Genomic DNA, 17462 nt, shown 5'->3' on the forward strand with positions numbered 1-17462 from the left:
ATAAGTGTTTCGGTTTCATACTTCCTCCATTTTTGCATCTCATTATAAATAAGGTATCGGGTTTGTGTGGTTATGCTGCCTCACGGGCAGCGGTTGCGGGGCGGGCTCAGCCGTAGGGGCGGGGGTGAAAGATGTGCTGGGTGATTTCTACGGCTGCGCCCTGGGCTTTCCATTTGCGGGATGTTGTGGGGGCTATGTGCGCATGGCGGTGGTGGGTCTGGCCGTGGGAGGTGAACTGGTATGTCAGTTCCAGGGGGTGCCGGCAGGAAGCCACCGCCCGGATGTGATACAGCAGGCTCAGGGAGACCGGCCCGATGGCGTAGATACCGTGCCTGTGTTCCGGGTGGGTGGAGTTGATGACCTGCTTGAGCTTGCCGGCACTGTCCACCCAGATAAAGATACCCTTACCTTCCCATTGTTTTGTTATGCTATTCCAATTTCATAATGATGCTATGGAGTTTTTTTAAATTTTGTTCTCCAAGCTGTGTAAGTGAAGAGACTCTTTTGTCTAAATTAGTATAAACGATATTGTAGACATCCCCTTTGGATAAATTTAAATTTTTTGACTTTGCCCAAATAGCACTATATAGCTCGTTCCTCCATTTCGGATTGTTGGTGCGACGGATTTTATGTCGTTTGATGGCTGATTGTTGCTTAATCCAAGAAAGAGCTTCATCTCCTAAGTGAACAGGAATCTCCCTGTAAGAAGCCACACTATATCTTTCTTTTAACTTAGACCACCACTTCTTACATGCTTTATTGCGAGGCATTCCTCCCGCTTCTTCCTTTAATGCAAGATTGTCAATAACGTCTTTTAATTGTTTTGCTTGTTTGGCGGTAATGTGTTGGGGGCCAGGTGTAAATTGAGTGCGGTTTACTTTAGGGGGTGACTTAATATTAAGATCTCCAGCAATATTAATATCTCTACCAGAAACAATATTGTTTTTCCCTGCAACAGAAGCATTAATAATGGGCCTCTCATTTTTGATGTTTGGCCCTGGCTTTTTAACGTTTTCAAAAATACGAAAAATCTTTCCTTTCACTTCATCATCCATTTCTATCCTCCTAAATTACACAGCCAATCTTAAAACCCGTTCCACAACGGATGGGTCAATATTCTTTTTTGTGTCGATAAAATATTGATATAGAATTGAAATTACTTCGCTTTTTGTTTTTGGGGGCACCGTCAAATCTATCTGCTCTAAATTTTCTTCAACCCCGGCTATTACTTCCTCTAGAAGTTTGAGATCAACGGCATTGGGCAGACTTAGCTCTGCTTCTATAGGCTCGGTTCCAATGCCAGAGATAAGCCAATCAAGGTTGATCCACGCTTTATTCGATTTTAAATTTTGATAGAAAGTAGTCCCAGGTGTTTGGCCCCCCTTTAAGTAATTAAAGAGCTGTGCCCTGCTGACTCCACTCATTTTGGCAAACTCCACCCTAGTTAAACCAGATTTTTTAATTATAGTTTTTAACCTGTCTGTGAATTCCATAATAAAATCAAAATGTTCTCCTTAGTCTAAGAAATTAGACTAAAAAAGCTATTTTTTTAGACTAATTTCTTGACGAGTCCAATATTTTAGACTATTGTATGTCTACGCCTAATAAAAGCGCATTAAAAAATTAGTTACAACAAACCTTTAAAAAAAAGGAGCCCTTATGAGCAACTCCAAAACCATGACCCCCGAAGAGATCAAGTTCGCCCTGGATAAAGCGGGTCTGTCCATGTCCGGTCTGGCCAGGGATCTGCGCGTCAGCCCAGGCGTGGTCTGCCAGGTAGTAAACAACAAATCCATCAGCCATAGAATCCGGTGCCACGTTGCCCGGGCCATAGGTCGTCCGGTGGATGAGATCTGGAATATCAAAAAAGATCCCACCCGCACCGGGCGGCCGCTTGGCAGAGGTCTGTATGATCACGAACAATGCCAGGCTGCGGTGGTGTGACCATGCCCGTTATCCGCCTTCTGCCAGGAAAATTGTGTGGACAGGCGTGTTTTAAGCCATATCGGGCAAGGTTGCAAGGACCATTTAGCATCCTGGTTTTACCTTATATCTATCCGGAGGTGAAATCAATGTCTAAAAGAACATCTAAAAATGAGCAGCAAATGGAGTTTGACTGGGATTTTCCCAGCAAACTGGAAAAAGTTGTCCGGGAACGGAGACAAATCCAAAAAAATGTTGCGGCCGGTCCTGCCAAAAAAGTCCAGACCGAGAACGAGTTTGATTTGTGCATCCTGCTGTCTGCAGGGGTAAAAAAAGCCATCACCGAATCGGGCCTTAGCCGGGATCATGTGGTGGACGGGATCAACGTGTACTTTGGTCGAAATCATGACGATGCCGACAAAAATGAGGGCATCTGCCGAAAACCCATCACTATCCATATGCTCAACAATTATTTGAGCAAGCCTGCTGAGTATCCTGTCCCTGCGTATTACCTGTTTGCGCTGCATCATGTGACCCATAGCCTGGAACCGGCCCGGGTGCTGGTGGAGGCGGAAGGGGCCAAGATCGCCACCGGTGCTGATATCCGGCAGATGGCGCTGGGTAAGCTGGAGGAGCATATCGTGGAGATAAACCGGCTGAAAAAGGAGATCAAATGTCAGAGATAGAGACACAAATCATGAAAACCCCATTGGATATCGGCAACAAATCAGTATCCCCTGAATATGGAGCTGGTTTGGGTCGGAGCTCCGACCACGACCGCCCCGCCGGAGTCCTTGTCGGCGTGATCGGTAAATTGGGTTCCGCACTCCGGACAGGCATAGCGTGTACCGCCACCATCCCGCCCGGTGCGATTGAGTATCGAGGCCTTATCCTTGCCAAAGCAGTGTTGACAAAGGTAATGCTGAGTGCCGGCGGCATCAGTATCAGGCTTGGGTCTATACGCAATAAATCCAGGAGCAACTTCAGTTCGCGCGTATTGTTTTGCTATGATTTCCCACTTTTCCTTCTTCACAATCTTTGCTTCCAATTCATTTTTGACCTTAATCAAATGCGAATTTTCTTTTTGGAGAAGGAAAATCTTATCCTGAAGTCCAATAACAATGTTTCTGATCTCAATGAGCCCTGTCTTGACGGCCTCTTCGGTGGCTACATCAAGGGTGTTTTTGACAAGCGAAGATAATTTCTGCAGGGATGAAAACATGGTGTCCGCCTTATCGTTTTTGACAAAACAGGTTAATGGCACGGGGTGACAGTGCATAAATTTAAAGGAGAAAAACACATGATGGCAACGATTACGGAGCGGTTAATACCCCTTAAACATCGAGTCGCTCGTATACGGACCGGCTACAGATACCGTAAATGGCTCTTTGTTCGCATGGTCCACAATGTCGGCTTTACATTTCGGGCAGTGGTAACGTGTGCCGGGCAGTTCCCGCCCGGCGCATTGGAGTATCGATTCGCGCTTGTCCTTGAAGCAGTTTGCGCAAAGGTAATGAAGCGGGTTGCTGCTCTCTTCTTTAGGCTTAAACGCGTACACGAAAACACCGGGAGCCAATTCGGCAAGCATGTAGTTTGGTTCTACCTTGTTTTCCCAGTCTTTGGTCTGCTGGTATTTTTCCTTGATCTCTCGATACGAATCATAAAGCTCAAAGGCCAGCGTATACGCCTCGAAACTCGCCTTCTGGAGAGAGGTGATCTCAGTTACGAGTTCATCAAACGCTTTAGCCTTCGCGTATTTCTCGACTAACTCAACGGAGGTTTTTATGGATTTTAATGATTTAAAAAGCATGGAATCAACTCCTTGGTAGATAAATTTAAGGGAAAACACATGGGATCTGAAATATTGAAGTCAATAAAATCAAATCGCAGTTCATTCAATAAACGCAATCATCGCCCAGAGGCTTTGGCCAGCAGTGATATAATTCTTATATCCGAATGTGGTAACACAGTCGTCGCTCTCCTGGTGAAGATTTTTCTTATCTATCTGGTCCTTGTACCCCTTATAAGCCTTATCGAATATGCTCCGCCTGCGCCGGGTGATGAGAAGATCTCTGTACCTGTCAATGACTTGAACCAGGTCCCGGATGGCATCGGCGTTGGTGACACCCACCGAGCGTTGCCCGCTGCCGATCGTCAGAATCTCAACATGCAGAAGCCCGACGAGGTCAGCTCCGACGTCCAGTCGCAACCTGAATTTGTCGCTCAGGATGTGGGAAAAGAAACCTGCGATAAAACCGATAACGCCGAAGCAGGTGCGGATGAGGATTTCATTTTCTGGCATGAGGCCTCCATTTATTTTTTGATATTCGGTGTGTCCTTTCTTTTCGGGCATTCACGATGGCAATCCCGTAACGATGCAGATTGACGGTACATGAATTTAAGGGAAAAGACAATGACGTCGTCATGGATGAAAGCGGATTTACAACCTGAACTTACACATGAGGTGACTATGAAAAACTCAATTATGGACAGATTAATAGACGAGCTGGACATGTTTATAGACCCTGTGGATTACCCCATTGAACTTGAATACGGCGGTCGCGGCAGGGATCTTCGGGTGCAGGAAAAGGCCCGGGAGCTGGTGGTGATACTGGAAGAGCTGTCCGCACCCGAAGCCCGGGCCGCGCTGGAACTGGCCGGGGATCTTCTGGACAACCCTATTTATACCGGGAGGTTTTGATTGAAAGATCGGTCATCATATCGCCGCATTGAGGCGGCAAAGAAAACCATGGCGATTATCCGCTTTCTTTCTGAACAACGGCAGCCGGTGCCTGGCGTGGAAGTGGCCAGGGCGGTGAGTATTCCTTCTGGTACGGCCATGTGTCACCTGGTCACCCTGGAAGATGACCGCATGGTGCGGCGTGTGGGCGAGCACTGGGAGCTGGGGGATGGCATGGCAATTTTGTGGGCACGGCGTAAATCGCAGATAGAGAGCGGCATTGACCGCATGAAAACAAATTTATCAGATATAGGAGCGTAAAAATGACAGACAAAAAAAGGAAACCCATGGATCCGGACACAGAAGCGGCCCTGGCCATTGTGGACATGGAGCAGAAACAGGATCGGTACAGGGAGACGGAACAGCAGACCAGGGAACGGTTGATTGCCAAGTGTCATGAGGTAATTGGGCGGGTGCAGGGGCTTAACATGATCTCCGAATTCGCCAACGTTAGCAATTTTGTATGGCTGAAGCAGGTGAAGGACTCCAAGATATACAAAGATCTTCCTGAAATTGGGACATGGGATAAGTTTTGTAATTACATAGGTTTATCAAGGCAAAAGGTCGATTTAGACCTTCAAAATCTGACAACTTTTGGAGAGGCTTTTTTGCTAACGGTTGGCAATTTGAATGTCGGCTACCGAGACCTAAAGAAACTCCGCCAACTAACCCATGAGGGATCAGTGGCCGTGGATGCCAACTCCGTAACCATAGGCGAAGAAAAGATCCCCCTAACCCCGGAACGATCAGAAGATCTCCAGCTGGCCATAGAATCCCTTCTGGAAGCCAAAAACCGGGAGATAGAGGACAAAGAAGCCCAGGTAAAGGCCAAAGAACGCATCCTTAAAGACAAGAGCAAGACCATAGACAAGCAGGCCCATGAAATATCCCTCATGGAAGGCAAAGCCAAAAAGAACGGCTACACCCCGATAGAAGAGTCCCAGATGCGGGCCATGGACAATTCCCGCACCATCATTGACGGGTTGCTCATGGAATTTGACCCGGAGAGAAACCCCCTTCCCCCGGATGCAACCCCCCGGATGCGGGCCAAACTTATGCACACCCTGGATTATTTTCGCCGGGTGATCCTGGCCACCTACGACACGGCGGCGGATGAATACGGCGAACCAGAGATTGATGACGACTGGATTCCCCCCCCACCTGCGAGAGCCTTTGCCCAGGTTTGACAGTGAAGGAAACCCTATCCTGGAATCCCGGGACAAGAACACGGACATCATCGACGTAGGAGATTAAACCATGGGGTGGGTACAGGAAATGTCAGACAGACTTGCCATTGCGGTGAACGGAGAAAGGGACCGGATTATATCCGAATACCAGTCCCTGACCGGGAAGAGCCGGACCACGCTGTACCGCATAGCCAAAAAGAACGGATTTGAAACCGGGCGCAGGCAACGGTGTGATGCCGGTACCACCTGCCTGTCCGATTACCAGCTGCAGTTTGTTAGCACACTGATGCAGTCAACGGCCAGGAAGGTCAAAGGAGTGATTATGCCAACGTCGGAAGCGCTGTCCATTGCAGAGGATAACCAAGTGATCCCGACGGGTCAGATATCCGTGGAGCGGGTATCAGCCCTGCTTCGGGAGCGGGAGATGAACAAGGCGGCTCTGGATGCACCCACGCCGTGCATCCGCATGCGCAGCCTTCACCCCAACCATGTGCACGTGTTCGACGCATCCATATGTATACAGTATTACCTGAAATCCGGCAAAGGTCTGGGCTTCATGGACGAGCGGGATTTCCGGGAAAAAAAGCCCAAAAACTTTGCCAAGATTAAAGAGCGCATCTTCCGCATGGTGCTGGCGGATCATTTCACCCATCATCTGTACGTGAAATATTACGTGACATCCGGTGAAAACGCCCTGATGACCTTTGATTTTCTTACCTCTGCCTGGCGGGGCGGGCACCATGAAAAAAACCCCTTCCGGGGGGTGCCTTTTTTCCTGCTGATGGATGCGGGCAGCGCCAACGTTGCCAAGGGTATCATGGCCCTGCTGAAAAGCCTGGAGATCGAAATGCCCAAAAACATGCCCCATAACCCCCGTCGCCAGGGATCGGCCGAGAATGCCCAGAACCTGATTGAAACCCATTTTGAATCCCGCCTGCACCTGGAACCTGCCACCACCGTGGACGAGCTAAACGCCTGGTGCACGGACTGGCTTGCCCATTTCAATGCCACCCGGCGGCATCGTCGCTACGGCATGAGCCGGACAGCCTGCTGGCTGAAATACATCCGCCAGGAACATATCCGGGATCTGCCAGATGATGAATACCTCCGGGACATGTTTGCAGAACCGGAAGTGACCCGCACGGTGGGGGCGGATAACACCATCTCCTTCCGGGGTGAACAATACCGGCTGAGCCACATTGACGGTATCCGGCCGGGATTAAAGGTGGATGTGATCATGCGGCCCTATCATCGTCCCCAGGTGGGCGTGGTCTGCAACGGGGAAGAGTACCTGGTGCAGCCGGTCACCCTGCTGGACGGCGGATTTTCTGAAGATGCGGTGGTCATCGGGGAAGGGTTTAAATCCCAGCCCGACACACCGGCCATGCGGACCCGGAAGGCCAACGATAACCTGGCCTTTGGGGAAGAACAGAAAAAGGGAGATCTGCCCTTTGGTGGCACCCTGCATGTACACGGGCACCATGGAGACAAGGTGCAGGCGGTACCCATGCCCCGGAGAGGCACGCCCATCACCGTGGACAGGGATGTGGAAGACCGGAAGATCCCCATCATGGAGCTGTTCCGGCGCCTCCGGGATGCCGGGGTTACGATGACACCGGCGCTGAACTCGGATTTAAGGGCTGGACTAGGGCTGTCCGTATCCGTGGCCCAGGCGGATGAGATTATAACGGCCCTTTGTGAAGACCGGCACTGGCAGATGGGAGGGATGGATGAGCGTCTTGAAGCAGTTGCTAATTGAGCTTGACATTCCCCAGCGGGAATTTGCGGTCATGATGGGCACCTCCAAAAATACACTGTCCCGGATTTTACAGGGCAGGATGCCGGTGTACCAGAAATCCCGGGAAAAAACCATAGGGCCCATCATGGCATGGGTGAGCAAAAACAAGACGGCCATGGCATGGTTAAAGGCCCGCAACTACGGTGTTTCTGATATTTGGCTTCCCTTTGAAGGGCAGGGGAAAAAGAAAGTGGCGTGGTCTGCCCCGATTGGCCTGGGAGACCCCAACGAAATCGAACCCAGAGAGGATATTGAGATGATAACCAGGAATGCATTGAGATACTTCAAGATGTTTAATGACCCGTTTTTCAACGATGTGAACTCCAGCAAGGATATTTTCATGAGCGGTGAGCACCGGTTCCTGCGCGAAATGATGCTGGATGCTGCCCAATACGGGGGGTTTGTGGCCATCGTGGGCGGGGTGGGCTCCGGGAAAAGCGTGATGCGCAAGGTGGCGGTGGAACAGCTGATGCAGGAGGGTGTCAAGATTGTGTTTCCCCTCATCATAGACAAGTCCCGGGTATCGCCTGCCTCTCTCATCGACGCCATTGTGATGGACATATCCGACGAGCCCCCCAAGCGCAGCCTGGAACAGAAGACCCGACAGGCCATGCGCCTGTTAAAAGCCCGGGCGGAAAGCGGCATGAAACAGGTGCTGATGATCGAAGAGTCCCAGATGATCGACAAGCGGGCCTTTAAGGCGCTGAAGCAGATACACGAACTGGAGAACGGCTTTTCCAGGCTCATCGGCATCATCCTCATCGGTCAGCCGGAACTTTTAAAGAAGCTGGATGAGGTCAGCAACCCGGATATCCGGGAGGTGACCCGGCGGATCACCACGGCGGAGATCCAGGGCCTGGGGGAAGATGTGGCGGCCTACCTGAGGCATAAATTTACCCGGACCGGCAAGAACGTGGACGATATCCTGGCCGAAGATGTTTATCCGGCCATCAACCAGAAGCTGTCCCGCACCCGGGGACGAAAAACCATTGATAAGAGTTATCCGCTGTCCGTGAACAACCTGGTGGCCCGGGCCATCAACCTGGCGGCGGACATGGGGGAGGAAAAGGTCTCTGCTGACCTGGTGATGACTTGCTAAGCGGTGACTTGCCAATAACACTTGTTTGGACACTTTTTGAAGGAGCGTACGTCATGGGTAATTGTGTGAATCTGACATTAAGTAAGCATTTCAAAGACCGATGGATGGAGCGGGTGGGTAACTGGCCTACCCTGGATGCCGTGGCCCATTATATTAAAAATTCCGTGCCGGTGCAGACCGGTCAGGATCTGGTCCGTAAGAATGGGGAACCTTTCAGGATGCTGGCCATTTACTGGCATCCGGATCTGGATGTACTGATCAAGGTAGATATCCATAACCGGACGGCGGTGACGGTGCTGTCCCGGGAGAACTGGACGGCCAGGTTCCCGCAACATGCAAAACCGGTTGAAGCCCCTGTCAGCGAGCCTGCTGAAACGCCTGTAAACACTGTGGTCTGTGCTCCGGTTGAAGCGCCTGCAACCAGGCATGTTGAACCCGTTGCCAGTTCCGAGAAGGCCAAGTCATCCTTTATGAAAAATCGCATCGCAAACATACGGGCCACCTTCGGCCGTAAACAGCTTGGGACAAAACTGCTGAAACAACTTTAACGTCACCAGGGAGATAAAATGAGAAACAATTTGATCCGCAACGCCCGTAAAATAAACACCAGAAATCACTGTCTGTCTCTTTCGAATGCCATGATCTGCATGGATTGTGAGCATATCTTTTCAGCCTATAACCCGGCCTGCACATGCCCCAAGTGTGCGTCAAACACGGTGGTGTTTTTGGCCAAATGGGTACCGACCACCATGGACAGGTGTAAGAGAGCCATATGAACGAATCACGAACTAAAAAACAGGGAGAAAACATCATGGAAAAAGAACAAACCATTGAAACGGAACAGATCACCTTTAACGGCAAGGCATACATGGAAGATGGCCAGGGCAGGCTGGTTCTGGTCGAAACCATAGATCCCGCTACACTCCTCAAGGATGACCTGGTCAAACGCCTGGTGGATCAGGCGCGGGGTCTCCAGGAGATCCTGAAAACCCATAAGGATGAAATGCTGTCCGAGGTGGCCAGTTTTGTGGCCTTGTCTGCTGAGGAATATGACGTAAAATATGGCGGGAAAAAGGGCAATGTGACCCTGACATCTTATAATGGGAAAATGAAAATCTATAAGCAGGTTGGGGATGTCATCGCCTTTGACGAGGGGCTGCTCATTGCGAAAGAACTCATCGACAAGTGCCTGAACGAATGGACAGAGGGCAGCAATGCCCACATCAAAGCGGTTGTTGAAAACATCTTTAACCTGGACAAAATGGGGCCGGTGGACACCCAGCGGATTCTGGGCCTCAGAAAGCTGAAGATCCAGAACAAGGACTGGCAGAAAGCCATGGATATCATCCACAAAAGTGCCCGGGTTGTTGGAAGCACGGAATATATCAGGGCCTATTACAAGCCCGAGGTGGACGGTAAAACCTCAAAAGACTGGGAGTGCATCACCTTGGATATGGCAGCTGTATGAGGGTGGTCTGCCCCAGCCGCCTGCCCTTGAAAAGCCACAACTACATGGCGGCCATTGCCTGGGATCTTGCTGATACCGCCGACCGTCAGGGAGAACGTGCCCGGGACATTTCGCACCGGGCCATAAAACGTGAACCATCGGATCTGAGCCGACCCGTTGCGCCCATGGATGTGGCGGAGATGCGCCGGATCAGGGATGAAAATATGAGGAAAAAACATGGAAAAGATTGAATCAATACTCGAAGCGGCAGACGAGCTGCTCGATAACGCCGCATGGTATTCTGAGGATGCGTATGCATCGAATGAGATGGTGGTGTCTACCCGGTGCATCACCGCCCTGAGGGAGGCCGTGGAGGCCTTTGACATGGAGGCCTATAATGAATAAAACTGCTAAAAAGAACCAGCCCAGCAGCGTAAAGCAGCGTCAATTGCTGGCCATTGCCCGCCAGCAATTGAACATGGACAAGGACGATTATAAGGCCATCATGACAGCCCATTACGGCGTGGACAGTTCCACCCGGCTCACCTTCGGCCAGGCAGAGGAGTTCATTGATTATTTTGCCTCCCGGGGGTTTGTCATCGTCTCAAAAAAACGCCGGTATCTCAAGCGCAAAAACCCGGCCAAAACCCGGGAATACCCCAAGGTCATTGACATGGCATCTCCGGCGGAACTGGAAAAGATAGATGCCCTGGCAGGCCTTATCACCTGGCGGTGTGAGGACGGGATGACCCGGTGGATGCAAAAGTTTTTAAAGATCGACCGGGTAAAGACAGGCCGGGATGCCTTCCGGGCGATCGAGGGGCTTAAAAAGATGTTTGAAAACGGCATGGTGAAGCTGCACGGTGAAGACTGGTGGCTCAAGAGTTTTGATAGCCTGGAAATCAATGCCTATATCGCGGAACATATGCCAGCTAAGTACAAAGACCGTGTCTCCATGCCGTTTTAACCCCATACAAGGAGCCCCTGTTTGACGAATTCACGTGCAAAAATCAGCATGGAGGACCTGTCCGAGGATTTGCGGCAGGTGGCGGAGGTCATCGGGCTGGATCTGGTGGCCCGACTGGTGGCCCGGGTGGGGGGGGAGCGGGTGTATATTCCCTCCCCAGGGCGGCTGGGGGCAAAAGCCAGAAACAGGGCCATACGCAATGAATTCACAGGGGAAAATCATAAAGCTAAAGTTTCCTGTAAATTTATCGAGTTTTTTGCTATGCAACCATGCGTAGCAGGATTTTGACGAAAGATTTTTGTGGGGTTTGCGCTGGCACAGGGCAAACACTATAAAAATCAGAACTCAATGCCGCCTCCGCAATTATCCGCCGCACATCAGAAAATGCAAATCCGGCTCGTCCCCGAATTTTATATCTTCGATCGGGTGCATTTTCCAACCGGTCAGCATAGATCCATGTCAGCGTTGTGGACATCATGCAGAAGTTAAGGTGATTCAGTACGGCTTCCGAATTCCGAACTTGTGATTTTGAACTGCCAATCTCCTGCTTAATTTCTTTAAATCCTGATTCAATTTTCCAGCGCGCGCCATAATATTCTATAATTTGCTCAACCGAAAGCCTCATATCTGTGGTCATGAGGGCAACGTACCGTGTTTTTCGATAAACCCAGACAACCCGCACCCTACACTTCATCGTCTTCAGCATAACGGTTTGTGAATACGCCAGCACTTCCCTTTTTTTGCCGTAGAGAAAAACCCTATAACTCTGGGAGTTCTCCTTCAACCTCCCTGCACAATCATCCACAGAACCCAAACGTAGGCCATACTTTCGTGGACGGCCAGCCTTAGGTGTTCCTGTAGCGACAGGTGCAAAATCATACAGAATAATATTTGTTCGCATACGAGAAAGCAGGTGGAAAGAGCCTTCATTTCTACGATCCAACCTGGACCAGAGGCCATTGTTGCCAAACCAGCTATCTGTCACAATCAACACCGGTTGCTTATAGTAATTTCGAATATCCGTTATCATTGTGGCCGCCTGTGCCATTTTGTCTTCAAAATGAAGAACCTCTCCTTTCCGTGTGGCAGTCGCAGATTCTGCCTCAATGTCCTTTTTCATCATATAAAATCGAAAATCAAGAGGCAGGCAGGCCCATCTGGATTTTATTTTTTTCAATAATCCTACTGCCAGAATACACTGTGACCATGGATACGAACTTTGGTTAGACTTTGAGGCATGGTTGTGAAAATATGCGCAACCAAAAATTTTTTTTCCACTCTTTGGGTTTATGGAATCATCCAGTACTAGCAGAATTCGTTCTTTTACAGCTGGTGACGGAATCATTCCCCACATCGTATGCCATAGTCCTTTCCATGGTAATGTTGGGCTTGCCATGAAGGCATAAAAGCGCTGACTTTTCAGCTTTAAACCAAATAGAGTTTGCAGGGCACGTAACAGGTTAGAGGTGATTGATGATGTAAATGGAACCAACACAGCCAATAGCGTGTATACAAACCAGACCTTCCGTTTCTGTCCCTGAACAGTATTAGAAAATACAGCTTGCAGAGGTAATAGCAAATCACGTAATATAAACATGGTAGGTCGCTCCTTTTTTGGTATAATTTCAATTAATTAGCCAATTAAAATATACCATAGGAGCGCCTACCTTCCAAGATCTATTTATCGCTTATTTTAAATAAATTCAGTATGTTATTTCAACAAACCGTTTAAGTTTGGCATGAAAAATGAAACTCAATTTCCATGCCAACTGCATCTTGAGGCTTTCTCAAACCGATTCTAATTTTCAGGAAACTTCAGTCATAAAGAACTGGCCGTCAAATATGGATTGACGGTGCAATGGATTCGGAAAATCGTGTCCGGGTCTGAATCTAAATAAAAGGAGCGCAACATGAAAGACGAAATTAAAAAACAGGCCCAGGATATATGCGGGTCATCCGTGGCTGATGGGGTGGTGTCCATGTATCACGTAAAAGATATCCCCCTGGCAAAGGCCTGCTGGGAGTATGAAAGACACCACATGAACCGGACAAGTATGCTCAAGGTGATCAAACGGCGCATCAAACAGCTGGGAGGTAATTGATGGGTAAAGAATACCAGCGTCACGAATTCTGCCGGGTCGTCGGATGCCCCGGTTTGTCTGATGATAAATGCACTGCCCCGGGGGCTTTTTGCCTGTTCACTGCCCGGCAGTTTCATGAATGGCTGCAGGATAATGGGTACAGAATCATCAAACCATCTAAAACAAAAAAGTGAAAAAATGAGTTGACAGCCCGAATCAGGGGTGGCAAGGTGAGGATGTCATGGCAAAATCCATGACCCGGGTTGAGAGCCGGTCTTCCCAAAGGCGCATGAGCGGCGCCAATAGATTGCCGCTTTTTTTGCGTAAGCACATCCCACATACTCTGGGCCTGTGCGCGGAACCCTTCGGGGTTGTCGTTTCCTTTGGGGCGATCTCTCAACCGCGTACCGGCCCTTTTTTGTTTTTGAGAGAGTAAAATCGGGCTTTCATTTATTTTTTTACCCAAAGGAGATTTAAAATGAAAGACGCAAAACACAACACCACGGCAATCCATTCCCATTCCATCAACACCGAATCCGACGAATTCCAGAACCCCATGGGCGGCACCATCCAGATTTTTGTAAACGAGGAGGGGGAACGTTCCGTTGATGCCCGGGAGCTTTATCAATTTCTTGAGGTCGGGAAGGACTTCTCTACATGGATCAAGGGCCGTATCGACAAGTACGGATTTGCCCTGAATGCGGACTATATTATCACCTATGACAGCCCGAAACCCGCATCAAATGGAGTTTACCCCCGTTTTGGGGAAAACCCCCAAGGCTCCGAGGTTGAACCCGATCTGGGTGGACGTCCCAGCGTCAATTACCACCTCACCCTGGACATGGCCAAGGAACTGGCTATGGTGGAAAGAAACGACAAGGGTCGGGAAGCCCGTCAATATTTCATTGAATGCGAAAAGATAGCCCGTCAAACAACCCGCCCATTCGATGTCACCGAATATGTGAATCGGGTCTACCAGCTCGGATTAGAGACAGGTAAAGACCAGGTTAAAAAAGAGATCACCACAAGCCTGAAAGGCCTGTCAGACCAGCGGTTCCTCCTCCTCCGGAGGGCCAGCGGCTACAAGGCCATGGGACTGACCAACCGCGAGGTCGGCAAGCTCATGGATACCCATAAAGACACCATCCGAAAAGCCGTCAAACAGAGCCGGGACATCGGCGTGTTCGGTGCCCCCGAGTCCGACGGCCAGATGACCCTGTTCTCCGGCGAGGTATCCCATGGATAGCATGGATATGGTGGATCGGGTGGAGGATGTCGCCGTGCGCATCGACTGCCTGGCAGACCTGATCTGCGCCGCCAGGGCCAGCGACTTCTCCATGTCCGATTCCGGGCTCACCGGATTTCTGCTGATCCTCAACCAGCTCAGTGACGACCTGAGAAAGGTGACAGGCACGCCGTCAAGGTGTCATGATTGAGCCGGTAGCCTTTAGCCTTTAACCTTTATCCACCCCGATCAGGCCATGCCTGACCGGGGTTTTTTATGTCCCTTCCCCCGACCCTTTTGCTGACATCGGCAAAAGGGTCTCTTTTTTGGGATTTTTTGCCATTAAGGCCAAAATAGGAAACTACTTTGGTGGATTGTTTCCTGCCTTGCGTTGTATGTAAGCATATCGGGCCTGATAACGGGCCGGATACACTTTACAGGCACCAGGGAGGCGCCATGCCATTTTATTATCCCCAATTCAAAGACCTGATTTCACAGACATTAAAATCCATGGAACTCTATTCCGAGTCAGCGGTGAACCTGCTTTTGGGAACCGCTGCCCAGGAATCCGGGTTCGGCACCTATATCCGACAGATAAGAGGGCCTGCCCGGGGGGTTTTTCAATGCGAACCGGCCACGGAACTGGATATCTGGGACAATTATCTGCGCTATAAGCTGGAACTTGCCGACCGGATTTTGCGTGTCACCGGGGTGAAACACCCGTCCGCCACCCATCTGGAGACCCATCTGGACTATCAGATCGCCCTTTGCCGGGTGCATTATCTCCGGGTGAAAGCATCCCTGCCCGCCGCCGACGATATCCCCGGCCTGGCAGCTTACTGGAAGCGGCATTACAACACGGCCCTGGGGGCAGGCACGGTGGATCAATTCATCGACAATTACCGGAAATACTGCACCACCCCATAACAAACATTCTTTACAGGAGGCACCCCATGGACACTAAAACCGCTATCAAAAGCAAGACCATTAATTTTAACGCCATCATACTCGGCATTATTTCGCTGCTGGTCGCATTCGGGATCACCGTGCCGGACGAGATTTATCCGGCATTGCTGGCGGCTATACCGGTGATTAATATCGTGCTGCGGTTTATGACCAAGGGGGCTGTCACATTGACCGGCGGTGCCGGTGAGATCGATAACGAGAGTGGCAGGGCCAGGATTTTGCCGGTGATCGCGTGCCTGACCCTGGCTGTCATCATCGCCGGCACAATGTGGACGGGATGTGCCGCAAACAAGACCGTCACCGGACAGATCATCGCCCAGACAGATGATCCGGGGATCATCGCCCTGGCCACCTATGCCGATGCCCAGGATGCCTATATCCATGCGGGGGAGATGTATGTGGCCTACCAGGACACCGTTATTGAGATCGACCCTGCGCTGCACGATAAAATTATCGGTTATTTCAAGGAAGCAGATAAGATCCTGGATACCTGGAAGCTCCTGGGGGATGTGCCGGAAGCGGACAAAACGTCCCTGCGGGAATACCTGCGCAGACTGTCCATGGAACTGGCACAAATGCTGGCAGACAGCCAGAAATAGACGCATAACCGCGCCGAATTTACGGGCAATGGAGGAGAATAACACCATGGCGGACAATAGCAATAACTACATCATGGCTGCAGCCATCGGGCTGAACCTGATCATCGACACCATCGACCGGGTCAAAACCGATACCGGCATAGAGATCACCCCTGAAACCATAGCTGTTTATGTGTCCATGCGCAATGACCGGCGGCATGCGCTTAACCAGCAGCTCGGCATTTCTGAGGAAGGTGCATAATGGCTGTCACCGGCGACCGGGTTGGCAGCATATGAATCAGGCCCCCACAACAGATTATTCGGCCATGCAGTTCTGGTTTAACATCGGGCAGTATGCGATCACGGTGATCATCGGCGTGTATGTCTGGATCAGCAACCGCGCCAATGCCAGATCCAAGGATGTCGAAAAGCTGGCCTGTCGCGTGGTGCGCCTGGAGTCATCCAGCATTTCCCATGCCGATCTGGGGAAGGTTTACGAGCGGATCAATTTTGTCTCGGAGCAGATGTGCAAAGTGTCCGGAACGGTCACCGGGATAAAGGGCTCTGTGGATATGATTCAAGAGTGCCTGTTGAACAAAGGGGACACTAAATGAACTTTGAAGACCTTGAGAAAATCCAGCGGGATGTAAACTGGGATATCACCTATCAAAGCGATCTTGAGCATTACAAAAAATCCGACCACTGGGCCATCCCCGCCGATGGGCTGGGGGATTGTGAAGATTATGCGCTCCTGAAACGGCATTTGCTGCTGGAAGCTGGCTGGCCAAAGGAAAAATTGCGTCTGGCCACCTGCTATACCGAAACCGGCGGGTACCATGCCGTATTGATCGCCATACTTGGCGCAACATGGACAGACGAGACATGGTGGGTGCTGGACAACCGGGAAAAACTGCCTAAATCCTGGCGCATGATGGATCACTACAAGTGGGACAGAATGCAGGATGAAAAAGGCGTCTGGAGGGCGGTGGTATCATGAAAAAAACACTATTGCTGATCACGGTATTATTTACGTTGGCCATGGCCGGATGCCAGGGATCACAACGGCCTGAAGGGCCGGATCACGGCACCCTGGGGCAGGAAGTACCGGCGCCGCACGGGTGGACGGATTATATCCAGCGGGGAGGAGAATAATGGCCAGTTTAGAACAGACGATTCAGCGACACCTGAGGATTACCATCCTGAGACTGCTGGCTGAAGACCCGAATTACACCTTGAATGACTCGATCCTGGCAGATCTGGTGGGCAATTACGGATTCACCCCCAGCCGTGACCGGGTGCGCACGGAGTTGAGCTGGCTCCGGGAACAGGGCCTGGTGCGTTTTGACGACGATGACGGGATCATTATTGCCGTGTTGACCCAGCGGGGGAATGACGTGGCCCACGGTCGTACCCGGGTGCCCGGGGTAAAACGTCCCGGTCCGGGGTCGTGA

The 17462-nt window shown here is 50.6% G+C and carries 33 protein-coding genes; 27 read left to right on the forward strand and 6 right to left on the reverse strand.

The genetic code is table 11. The features are described from left to right. Positions 1–64: 64 nt before the first annotated feature. On the forward strand, positions 65–445 hold the full coding sequence (locus tag EYB58_RS16030) for a hypothetical protein (protein WP_131072092.1): 381 nt from the start codon (positions 65–67) through the stop codon (positions 443–445). Here the strand turns inward: EYB58_RS16030 and EYB58_RS16035 are convergent. Further along, a complete protein-coding gene (locus EYB58_RS16035; protein ID WP_111960536.1) occupies positions 429–1055 on the reverse strand; it encodes a hypothetical protein in 627 nt (208 codons plus the stop codon). The genes EYB58_RS16030 and EYB58_RS16035 overlap by 17 nt on opposite strands. Before the next feature lie 15 nt (positions 1056–1070). Continuing rightward, positions 1071–1493: a helix-turn-helix domain-containing protein gene (locus EYB58_RS16040; RefSeq protein ID WP_111960534.1), complete on the reverse strand. Its 423-nt coding sequence runs from the start codon at positions 1491–1493 to the stop codon at positions 1071–1073. 166 nt (positions 1494–1659) lie between these two features. Between EYB58_RS16040 and EYB58_RS16045 the strand changes: the two genes are divergently transcribed. Together EYB58_RS16045 and EYB58_RS16050 are read left to right on the forward strand one after the other, a co-directional pair. Next, positions 1660–1944 (forward strand): helix-turn-helix domain-containing protein, encoded by a 285-nt coding sequence (locus EYB58_RS16045; protein WP_111960532.1) that lies wholly within the window; start codon positions 1660–1662, stop codon positions 1942–1944. 128 nt (positions 1945–2072) lie between these two features. Further along, positions 2073–2609 carry a hypothetical protein gene (locus EYB58_RS16050; RefSeq protein WP_111960530.1) on the forward strand — a complete coding sequence of 179 codons (537 nt, stop codon included), beginning with the start codon at positions 2073–2075 and terminating at the stop codon, positions 2607–2609. Positions 2610–2650: 41 nt separating this feature from the next. Here EYB58_RS16050 and EYB58_RS16055 read toward each other — a convergent pair whose 3' ends face one another. From EYB58_RS16055 to EYB58_RS16065, 3 genes are all read right to left on the reverse strand, one after another. Further along, complete coding sequence (locus tag EYB58_RS16055) at positions 2651–3145, reverse strand: hypothetical protein (protein WP_131072093.1); 495 nt, start codon at positions 3143–3145, stop codon at positions 2651–2653. A gap of 102 nt (positions 3146–3247) precedes the next feature. Next, entirely contained in the window at positions 3248–3733 is a 486-nt protein-coding gene (locus EYB58_RS16060) for a hypothetical protein (protein WP_111960526.1), read from the reverse strand. 81 nt (positions 3734–3814) lie between these two features. Continuing rightward, positions 3815–4225 carry a hypothetical protein gene (locus EYB58_RS16065; protein ID WP_131072094.1) on the reverse strand — a complete coding sequence of 137 codons (411 nt, stop codon included), beginning with the start codon at positions 4223–4225 and terminating at the stop codon, positions 3815–3817. Between the two features lie 168 nt (positions 4226–4393). Here EYB58_RS16065 and EYB58_RS16070 point away from each other — a divergent pair, with 168 nt between their 5' ends. The 12 genes from EYB58_RS16070 to EYB58_RS16120 all read left to right on the forward strand — a co-directional run bounded on the left by EYB58_RS16070 (position 4394) and on the right by EYB58_RS16120 (position 11449). Then, on the forward strand, positions 4394–4624 hold the full coding sequence (locus EYB58_RS16070; RefSeq protein WP_131072095.1) for a hypothetical protein: 231 nt from the start codon (positions 4394–4396) through the stop codon (positions 4622–4624). Then, positions 4625–4924, forward strand: coding sequence for a helix-turn-helix domain-containing protein (locus EYB58_RS16075; RefSeq protein WP_207309068.1), 300 nt, complete (start codon positions 4625–4627; stop codon positions 4922–4924). 2 nt (positions 4925–4926) lie between these two features. After that, complete coding sequence (locus EYB58_RS16080) at positions 4927–5850, forward strand: hypothetical protein (protein ID WP_111960520.1); 924 nt, start codon at positions 4927–4929, stop codon at positions 5848–5850. Between the two features lie 70 nt (positions 5851–5920). Then, a complete protein-coding gene (locus EYB58_RS16085) occupies positions 5921–7609 on the forward strand; it encodes a hypothetical protein (RefSeq protein WP_111960518.1) in 1689 nt (562 codons plus the stop codon). Further along, positions 7581–8747, forward strand: a complete 1167-nt coding sequence (locus tag EYB58_RS16090; RefSeq protein ID WP_111960516.1) for an AAA family ATPase — start codon at positions 7581–7583, stop codon at positions 8745–8747. The genes EYB58_RS16085 and EYB58_RS16090 overlap by 29 nt, the downstream gene beginning before the upstream one ends. Positions 8748–8800: 53 nt before the next feature. Beyond that, positions 8801–9295 carry a hypothetical protein gene (locus EYB58_RS16095; protein WP_111960514.1) on the forward strand — a complete coding sequence of 165 codons (495 nt, stop codon included), beginning with the start codon at positions 8801–8803 and terminating at the stop codon, positions 9293–9295. A gap of 18 nt (positions 9296–9313) precedes the next feature. Continuing rightward, the gene (locus tag EYB58_RS16100; RefSeq protein ID WP_111960512.1) at positions 9314–9523 is read left to right on the forward strand and encodes a hypothetical protein; all 210 of its coding nucleotides are present in this window, start codon (positions 9314–9316) and stop codon (positions 9521–9523) included. Next, positions 9520–10215: a DUF3164 family protein gene (locus tag EYB58_RS16105; protein WP_111960510.1), complete on the forward strand. Its 696-nt coding sequence runs from the start codon at positions 9520–9522 to the stop codon at positions 10213–10215. The genes EYB58_RS16100 and EYB58_RS16105 overlap by 4 nt, the downstream gene beginning before the upstream one ends. After that, complete coding sequence (locus tag EYB58_RS16110; protein ID WP_111960508.1) at positions 10212–10445, forward strand: hypothetical protein; 234 nt, start codon at positions 10212–10214, stop codon at positions 10443–10445. The genes EYB58_RS16105 and EYB58_RS16110 overlap by 4 nt, the downstream gene beginning before the upstream one ends. Further along, positions 10432–10599: a hypothetical protein gene (locus EYB58_RS23280; protein WP_163354658.1), complete on the forward strand. Its 168-nt coding sequence runs from the start codon at positions 10432–10434 to the stop codon at positions 10597–10599. Before EYB58_RS16110 ends, EYB58_RS23280 begins: the two co-directional genes overlap by 14 nt. Further along, entirely contained in the window at positions 10592–11161 is a 570-nt protein-coding gene (locus EYB58_RS16115) for a regulatory protein GemA (protein ID WP_111960506.1), read from the forward strand. The genes EYB58_RS23280 and EYB58_RS16115 overlap by 8 nt, the downstream gene beginning before the upstream one ends. Before the next feature lie 21 nt (positions 11162–11182). After that, a complete protein-coding gene (locus EYB58_RS16120) occupies positions 11183–11449 on the forward strand; it encodes a Mor transcription activator family protein (RefSeq protein ID WP_111960504.1) in 267 nt (88 codons plus the stop codon). On the opposite strand, the gene EYB58_RS16125 is transcribed toward EYB58_RS16120, so the two are convergent. Next, positions 11421–12758: an IS701 family transposase gene (locus tag EYB58_RS16125; protein WP_111960851.1), complete on the reverse strand. Its 1338-nt coding sequence runs from the start codon at positions 12756–12758 to the stop codon at positions 11421–11423. The two genes, EYB58_RS16120 and EYB58_RS16125, sit on opposite strands and share 29 nt — an antisense overlap. Before the next feature lie 313 nt (positions 12759–13071). Between EYB58_RS16125 and EYB58_RS16130 the strand changes: the two genes are divergently transcribed. From EYB58_RS16130 to EYB58_RS16175, 12 genes are all read left to right on the forward strand, one after another. Beyond that, positions 13072–13263 carry a hypothetical protein gene (locus EYB58_RS16130; protein ID WP_111959803.1) on the forward strand — a complete coding sequence of 64 codons (192 nt, stop codon included), beginning with the start codon at positions 13072–13074 and terminating at the stop codon, positions 13261–13263. Beyond that, a complete protein-coding gene (locus tag EYB58_RS23285; protein WP_163354579.1) occupies positions 13263–13436 on the forward strand; it encodes a hypothetical protein in 174 nt (57 codons plus the stop codon). Before EYB58_RS16130 ends, EYB58_RS23285 begins: the two co-directional genes overlap by 1 nt. A gap of 47 nt (positions 13437–13483) precedes the next feature. Beyond that, a complete protein-coding gene (locus EYB58_RS16135) occupies positions 13484–13678 on the forward strand; it encodes a hypothetical protein (protein WP_131072096.1) in 195 nt (64 codons plus the stop codon). A 42-nt stretch (positions 13679–13720) separates the two neighbouring features. Next, the gene (locus EYB58_RS16140; RefSeq protein ID WP_207309069.1) at positions 13721–14488 is read left to right on the forward strand and encodes an antA/AntB antirepressor family protein; all 768 of its coding nucleotides are present in this window, start codon (positions 13721–13723) and stop codon (positions 14486–14488) included. Continuing rightward, positions 14481–14678: a hypothetical protein gene (locus EYB58_RS16145; protein WP_131072097.1), complete on the forward strand. Its 198-nt coding sequence runs from the start codon at positions 14481–14483 to the stop codon at positions 14676–14678. Before EYB58_RS16140 ends, EYB58_RS16145 begins: the two co-directional genes overlap by 8 nt. A 245-nt stretch (positions 14679–14923) precedes the next feature. Continuing rightward, a complete protein-coding gene (locus EYB58_RS16150; protein WP_111959873.1) occupies positions 14924–15394 on the forward strand; it encodes a hypothetical protein in 471 nt (156 codons plus the stop codon). Positions 15395–15420: 26 nt separating this feature from the next. Next, on the forward strand, positions 15421–16032 hold the full coding sequence (locus tag EYB58_RS16155; protein ID WP_111959807.1) for a hypothetical protein: 612 nt from the start codon (positions 15421–15423) through the stop codon (positions 16030–16032). 46 nt (positions 16033–16078) lie between these two features. Beyond that, a complete protein-coding gene (locus EYB58_RS16160; RefSeq protein WP_111959809.1) occupies positions 16079–16273 on the forward strand; it encodes a hypothetical protein in 195 nt (64 codons plus the stop codon). Between the two features lie 31 nt (positions 16274–16304). After that, on the forward strand, positions 16305–16625 hold the full coding sequence (locus tag EYB58_RS16165) for a hypothetical protein (RefSeq protein WP_111959811.1): 321 nt from the start codon (positions 16305–16307) through the stop codon (positions 16623–16625). Then, positions 16622–17008: a transglutaminase-like cysteine peptidase gene (locus tag EYB58_RS16170; RefSeq protein ID WP_111959813.1), complete on the forward strand. Its 387-nt coding sequence runs from the start codon at positions 16622–16624 to the stop codon at positions 17006–17008. The genes EYB58_RS16165 and EYB58_RS16170 overlap by 4 nt, the downstream gene beginning before the upstream one ends. Continuing rightward, positions 17005–17163: a hypothetical protein gene (locus EYB58_RS23290; RefSeq protein ID WP_163354581.1), complete on the forward strand. Its 159-nt coding sequence runs from the start codon at positions 17005–17007 to the stop codon at positions 17161–17163. Before EYB58_RS16170 ends, EYB58_RS23290 begins: the two co-directional genes overlap by 4 nt. Then, positions 17163–17462, forward strand: coding sequence for a VpaChn25_0724 family phage protein (locus EYB58_RS16175; protein WP_111959815.1), 300 nt, complete (start codon positions 17163–17165; stop codon positions 17460–17462). The genes EYB58_RS23290 and EYB58_RS16175 overlap by 1 nt, the downstream gene beginning before the upstream one ends.

This window comes from Desulfobacter hydrogenophilus (assembly GCF_004319545.1).
GTDB lineage: Bacteria > Desulfobacterota > Desulfobacteria > Desulfobacterales > Desulfobacteraceae > Desulfobacter > Desulfobacter hydrogenophilus.

Bases quoted from the DNA above. Each gene is read 5' to 3' on its own strand.
- EYB58_RS16150 (WP_111959873.1), top strand. From the start codon at position 14,924: ATGCCATTTTATTATCCCCAATTCAAAGACCTGATTTCACAGACATTA.
- EYB58_RS16100 (WP_111960512.1), top strand. From the start codon at position 9,314: ATGAGAAACAATTTGATCCGCAACGCCCGTAAAATAAACACCAGAAAT.
- EYB58_RS16160 (WP_111959809.1), top strand. From the start codon at position 16,079: ATGGCGGACAATAGCAATAACTACATCATGGCTGCAGCCATCGGGCTG.
- EYB58_RS16065 (WP_131072094.1), bottom strand. From the start codon at position 4,225: ATGCCAGAAAATGAAATCCTCATCCGCACCTGCTTCGGCGTTATCGGT.
- EYB58_RS16115 (WP_111960506.1), top strand. From the start codon at position 10,592: ATGAATAAAACTGCTAAAAAGAACCAGCCCAGCAGCGTAAAGCAGCGT.
- EYB58_RS16035 (WP_111960536.1), bottom strand. From the start codon at position 1,055: ATGGATGATGAAGTGAAAGGAAAGATTTTTCGTATTTTTGAAAACGTT.
- EYB58_RS16135 (WP_131072096.1), top strand. From the start codon at position 13,484: ATGGCAAAATCCATGACCCGGGTTGAGAGCCGGTCTTCCCAAAGGCGC.
- EYB58_RS16095 (WP_111960514.1), top strand. From the start codon at position 8,801: ATGGGTAATTGTGTGAATCTGACATTAAGTAAGCATTTCAAAGACCGA.
- EYB58_RS16110 (WP_111960508.1), top strand. From the start codon at position 10,212: ATGAGGGTGGTCTGCCCCAGCCGCCTGCCCTTGAAAAGCCACAACTAC.
- EYB58_RS16175 (WP_111959815.1), top strand. From the start codon at position 17,163: ATGGCCAGTTTAGAACAGACGATTCAGCGACACCTGAGGATTACCATC.
- EYB58_RS16165 (WP_111959811.1), top strand. From the start codon at position 16,305: ATGAATCAGGCCCCCACAACAGATTATTCGGCCATGCAGTTCTGGTTT.
- EYB58_RS16060 (WP_111960526.1), bottom strand. From the start codon at position 3,733: ATGCTTTTTAAATCATTAAAATCCATAAAAACCTCCGTTGAGTTAGTC.
- EYB58_RS16130 (WP_111959803.1), top strand. From the start codon at position 13,072: ATGAAAGACGAAATTAAAAAACAGGCCCAGGATATATGCGGGTCATCC.
- EYB58_RS16125 (WP_111960851.1), bottom strand. From the start codon at position 12,758: ATGTTTATATTACGTGATTTGCTATTACCTCTGCAAGCTGTATTTTCT.
- EYB58_RS23285 (WP_163354579.1), top strand. From the start codon at position 13,263: ATGGGTAAAGAATACCAGCGTCACGAATTCTGCCGGGTCGTCGGATGC.
- EYB58_RS16145 (WP_131072097.1), top strand. From the start codon at position 14,481: ATGGATAGCATGGATATGGTGGATCGGGTGGAGGATGTCGCCGTGCGC.
- EYB58_RS16050 (WP_111960530.1), top strand. From the start codon at position 2,073: ATGTCTAAAAGAACATCTAAAAATGAGCAGCAAATGGAGTTTGACTGG.
- EYB58_RS16090 (WP_111960516.1), top strand. From the start codon at position 7,581: ATGAGCGTCTTGAAGCAGTTGCTAATTGAGCTTGACATTCCCCAGCGG.
- EYB58_RS16045 (WP_111960532.1), top strand. From the start codon at position 1,660: ATGAGCAACTCCAAAACCATGACCCCCGAAGAGATCAAGTTCGCCCTG.
- EYB58_RS16085 (WP_111960518.1), top strand. From the start codon at position 5,921: ATGGGGTGGGTACAGGAAATGTCAGACAGACTTGCCATTGCGGTGAAC.
- EYB58_RS16070 (WP_131072095.1), top strand. From the start codon at position 4,394: ATGAAAAACTCAATTATGGACAGATTAATAGACGAGCTGGACATGTTT.
- EYB58_RS16170 (WP_111959813.1), top strand. From the start codon at position 16,622: ATGAACTTTGAAGACCTTGAGAAAATCCAGCGGGATGTAAACTGGGAT.
- EYB58_RS23280 (WP_163354658.1), top strand. From the start codon at position 10,432: ATGGAAAAGATTGAATCAATACTCGAAGCGGCAGACGAGCTGCTCGAT.
- EYB58_RS16140 (WP_207309069.1), top strand. From the start codon at position 13,721: ATGAAAGACGCAAAACACAACACCACGGCAATCCATTCCCATTCCATC.
- EYB58_RS16040 (WP_111960534.1), bottom strand. From the start codon at position 1,493: ATGGAATTCACAGACAGGTTAAAAACTATAATTAAAAAATCTGGTTTA.
- EYB58_RS23290 (WP_163354581.1), top strand. From the start codon at position 17,005: ATGAAAAAAACACTATTGCTGATCACGGTATTATTTACGTTGGCCATG.
- EYB58_RS16155 (WP_111959807.1), top strand. From the start codon at position 15,421: ATGGACACTAAAACCGCTATCAAAAGCAAGACCATTAATTTTAACGCC.
- EYB58_RS16055 (WP_131072093.1), bottom strand. From the start codon at position 3,145: ATGTTTTCATCCCTGCAGAAATTATCTTCGCTTGTCAAAAACACCCTT.
- EYB58_RS16080 (WP_111960520.1), top strand. From the start codon at position 4,927: ATGACAGACAAAAAAAGGAAACCCATGGATCCGGACACAGAAGCGGCC.
- EYB58_RS16105 (WP_111960510.1), top strand. From the start codon at position 9,520: ATGAACGAATCACGAACTAAAAAACAGGGAGAAAACATCATGGAAAAA.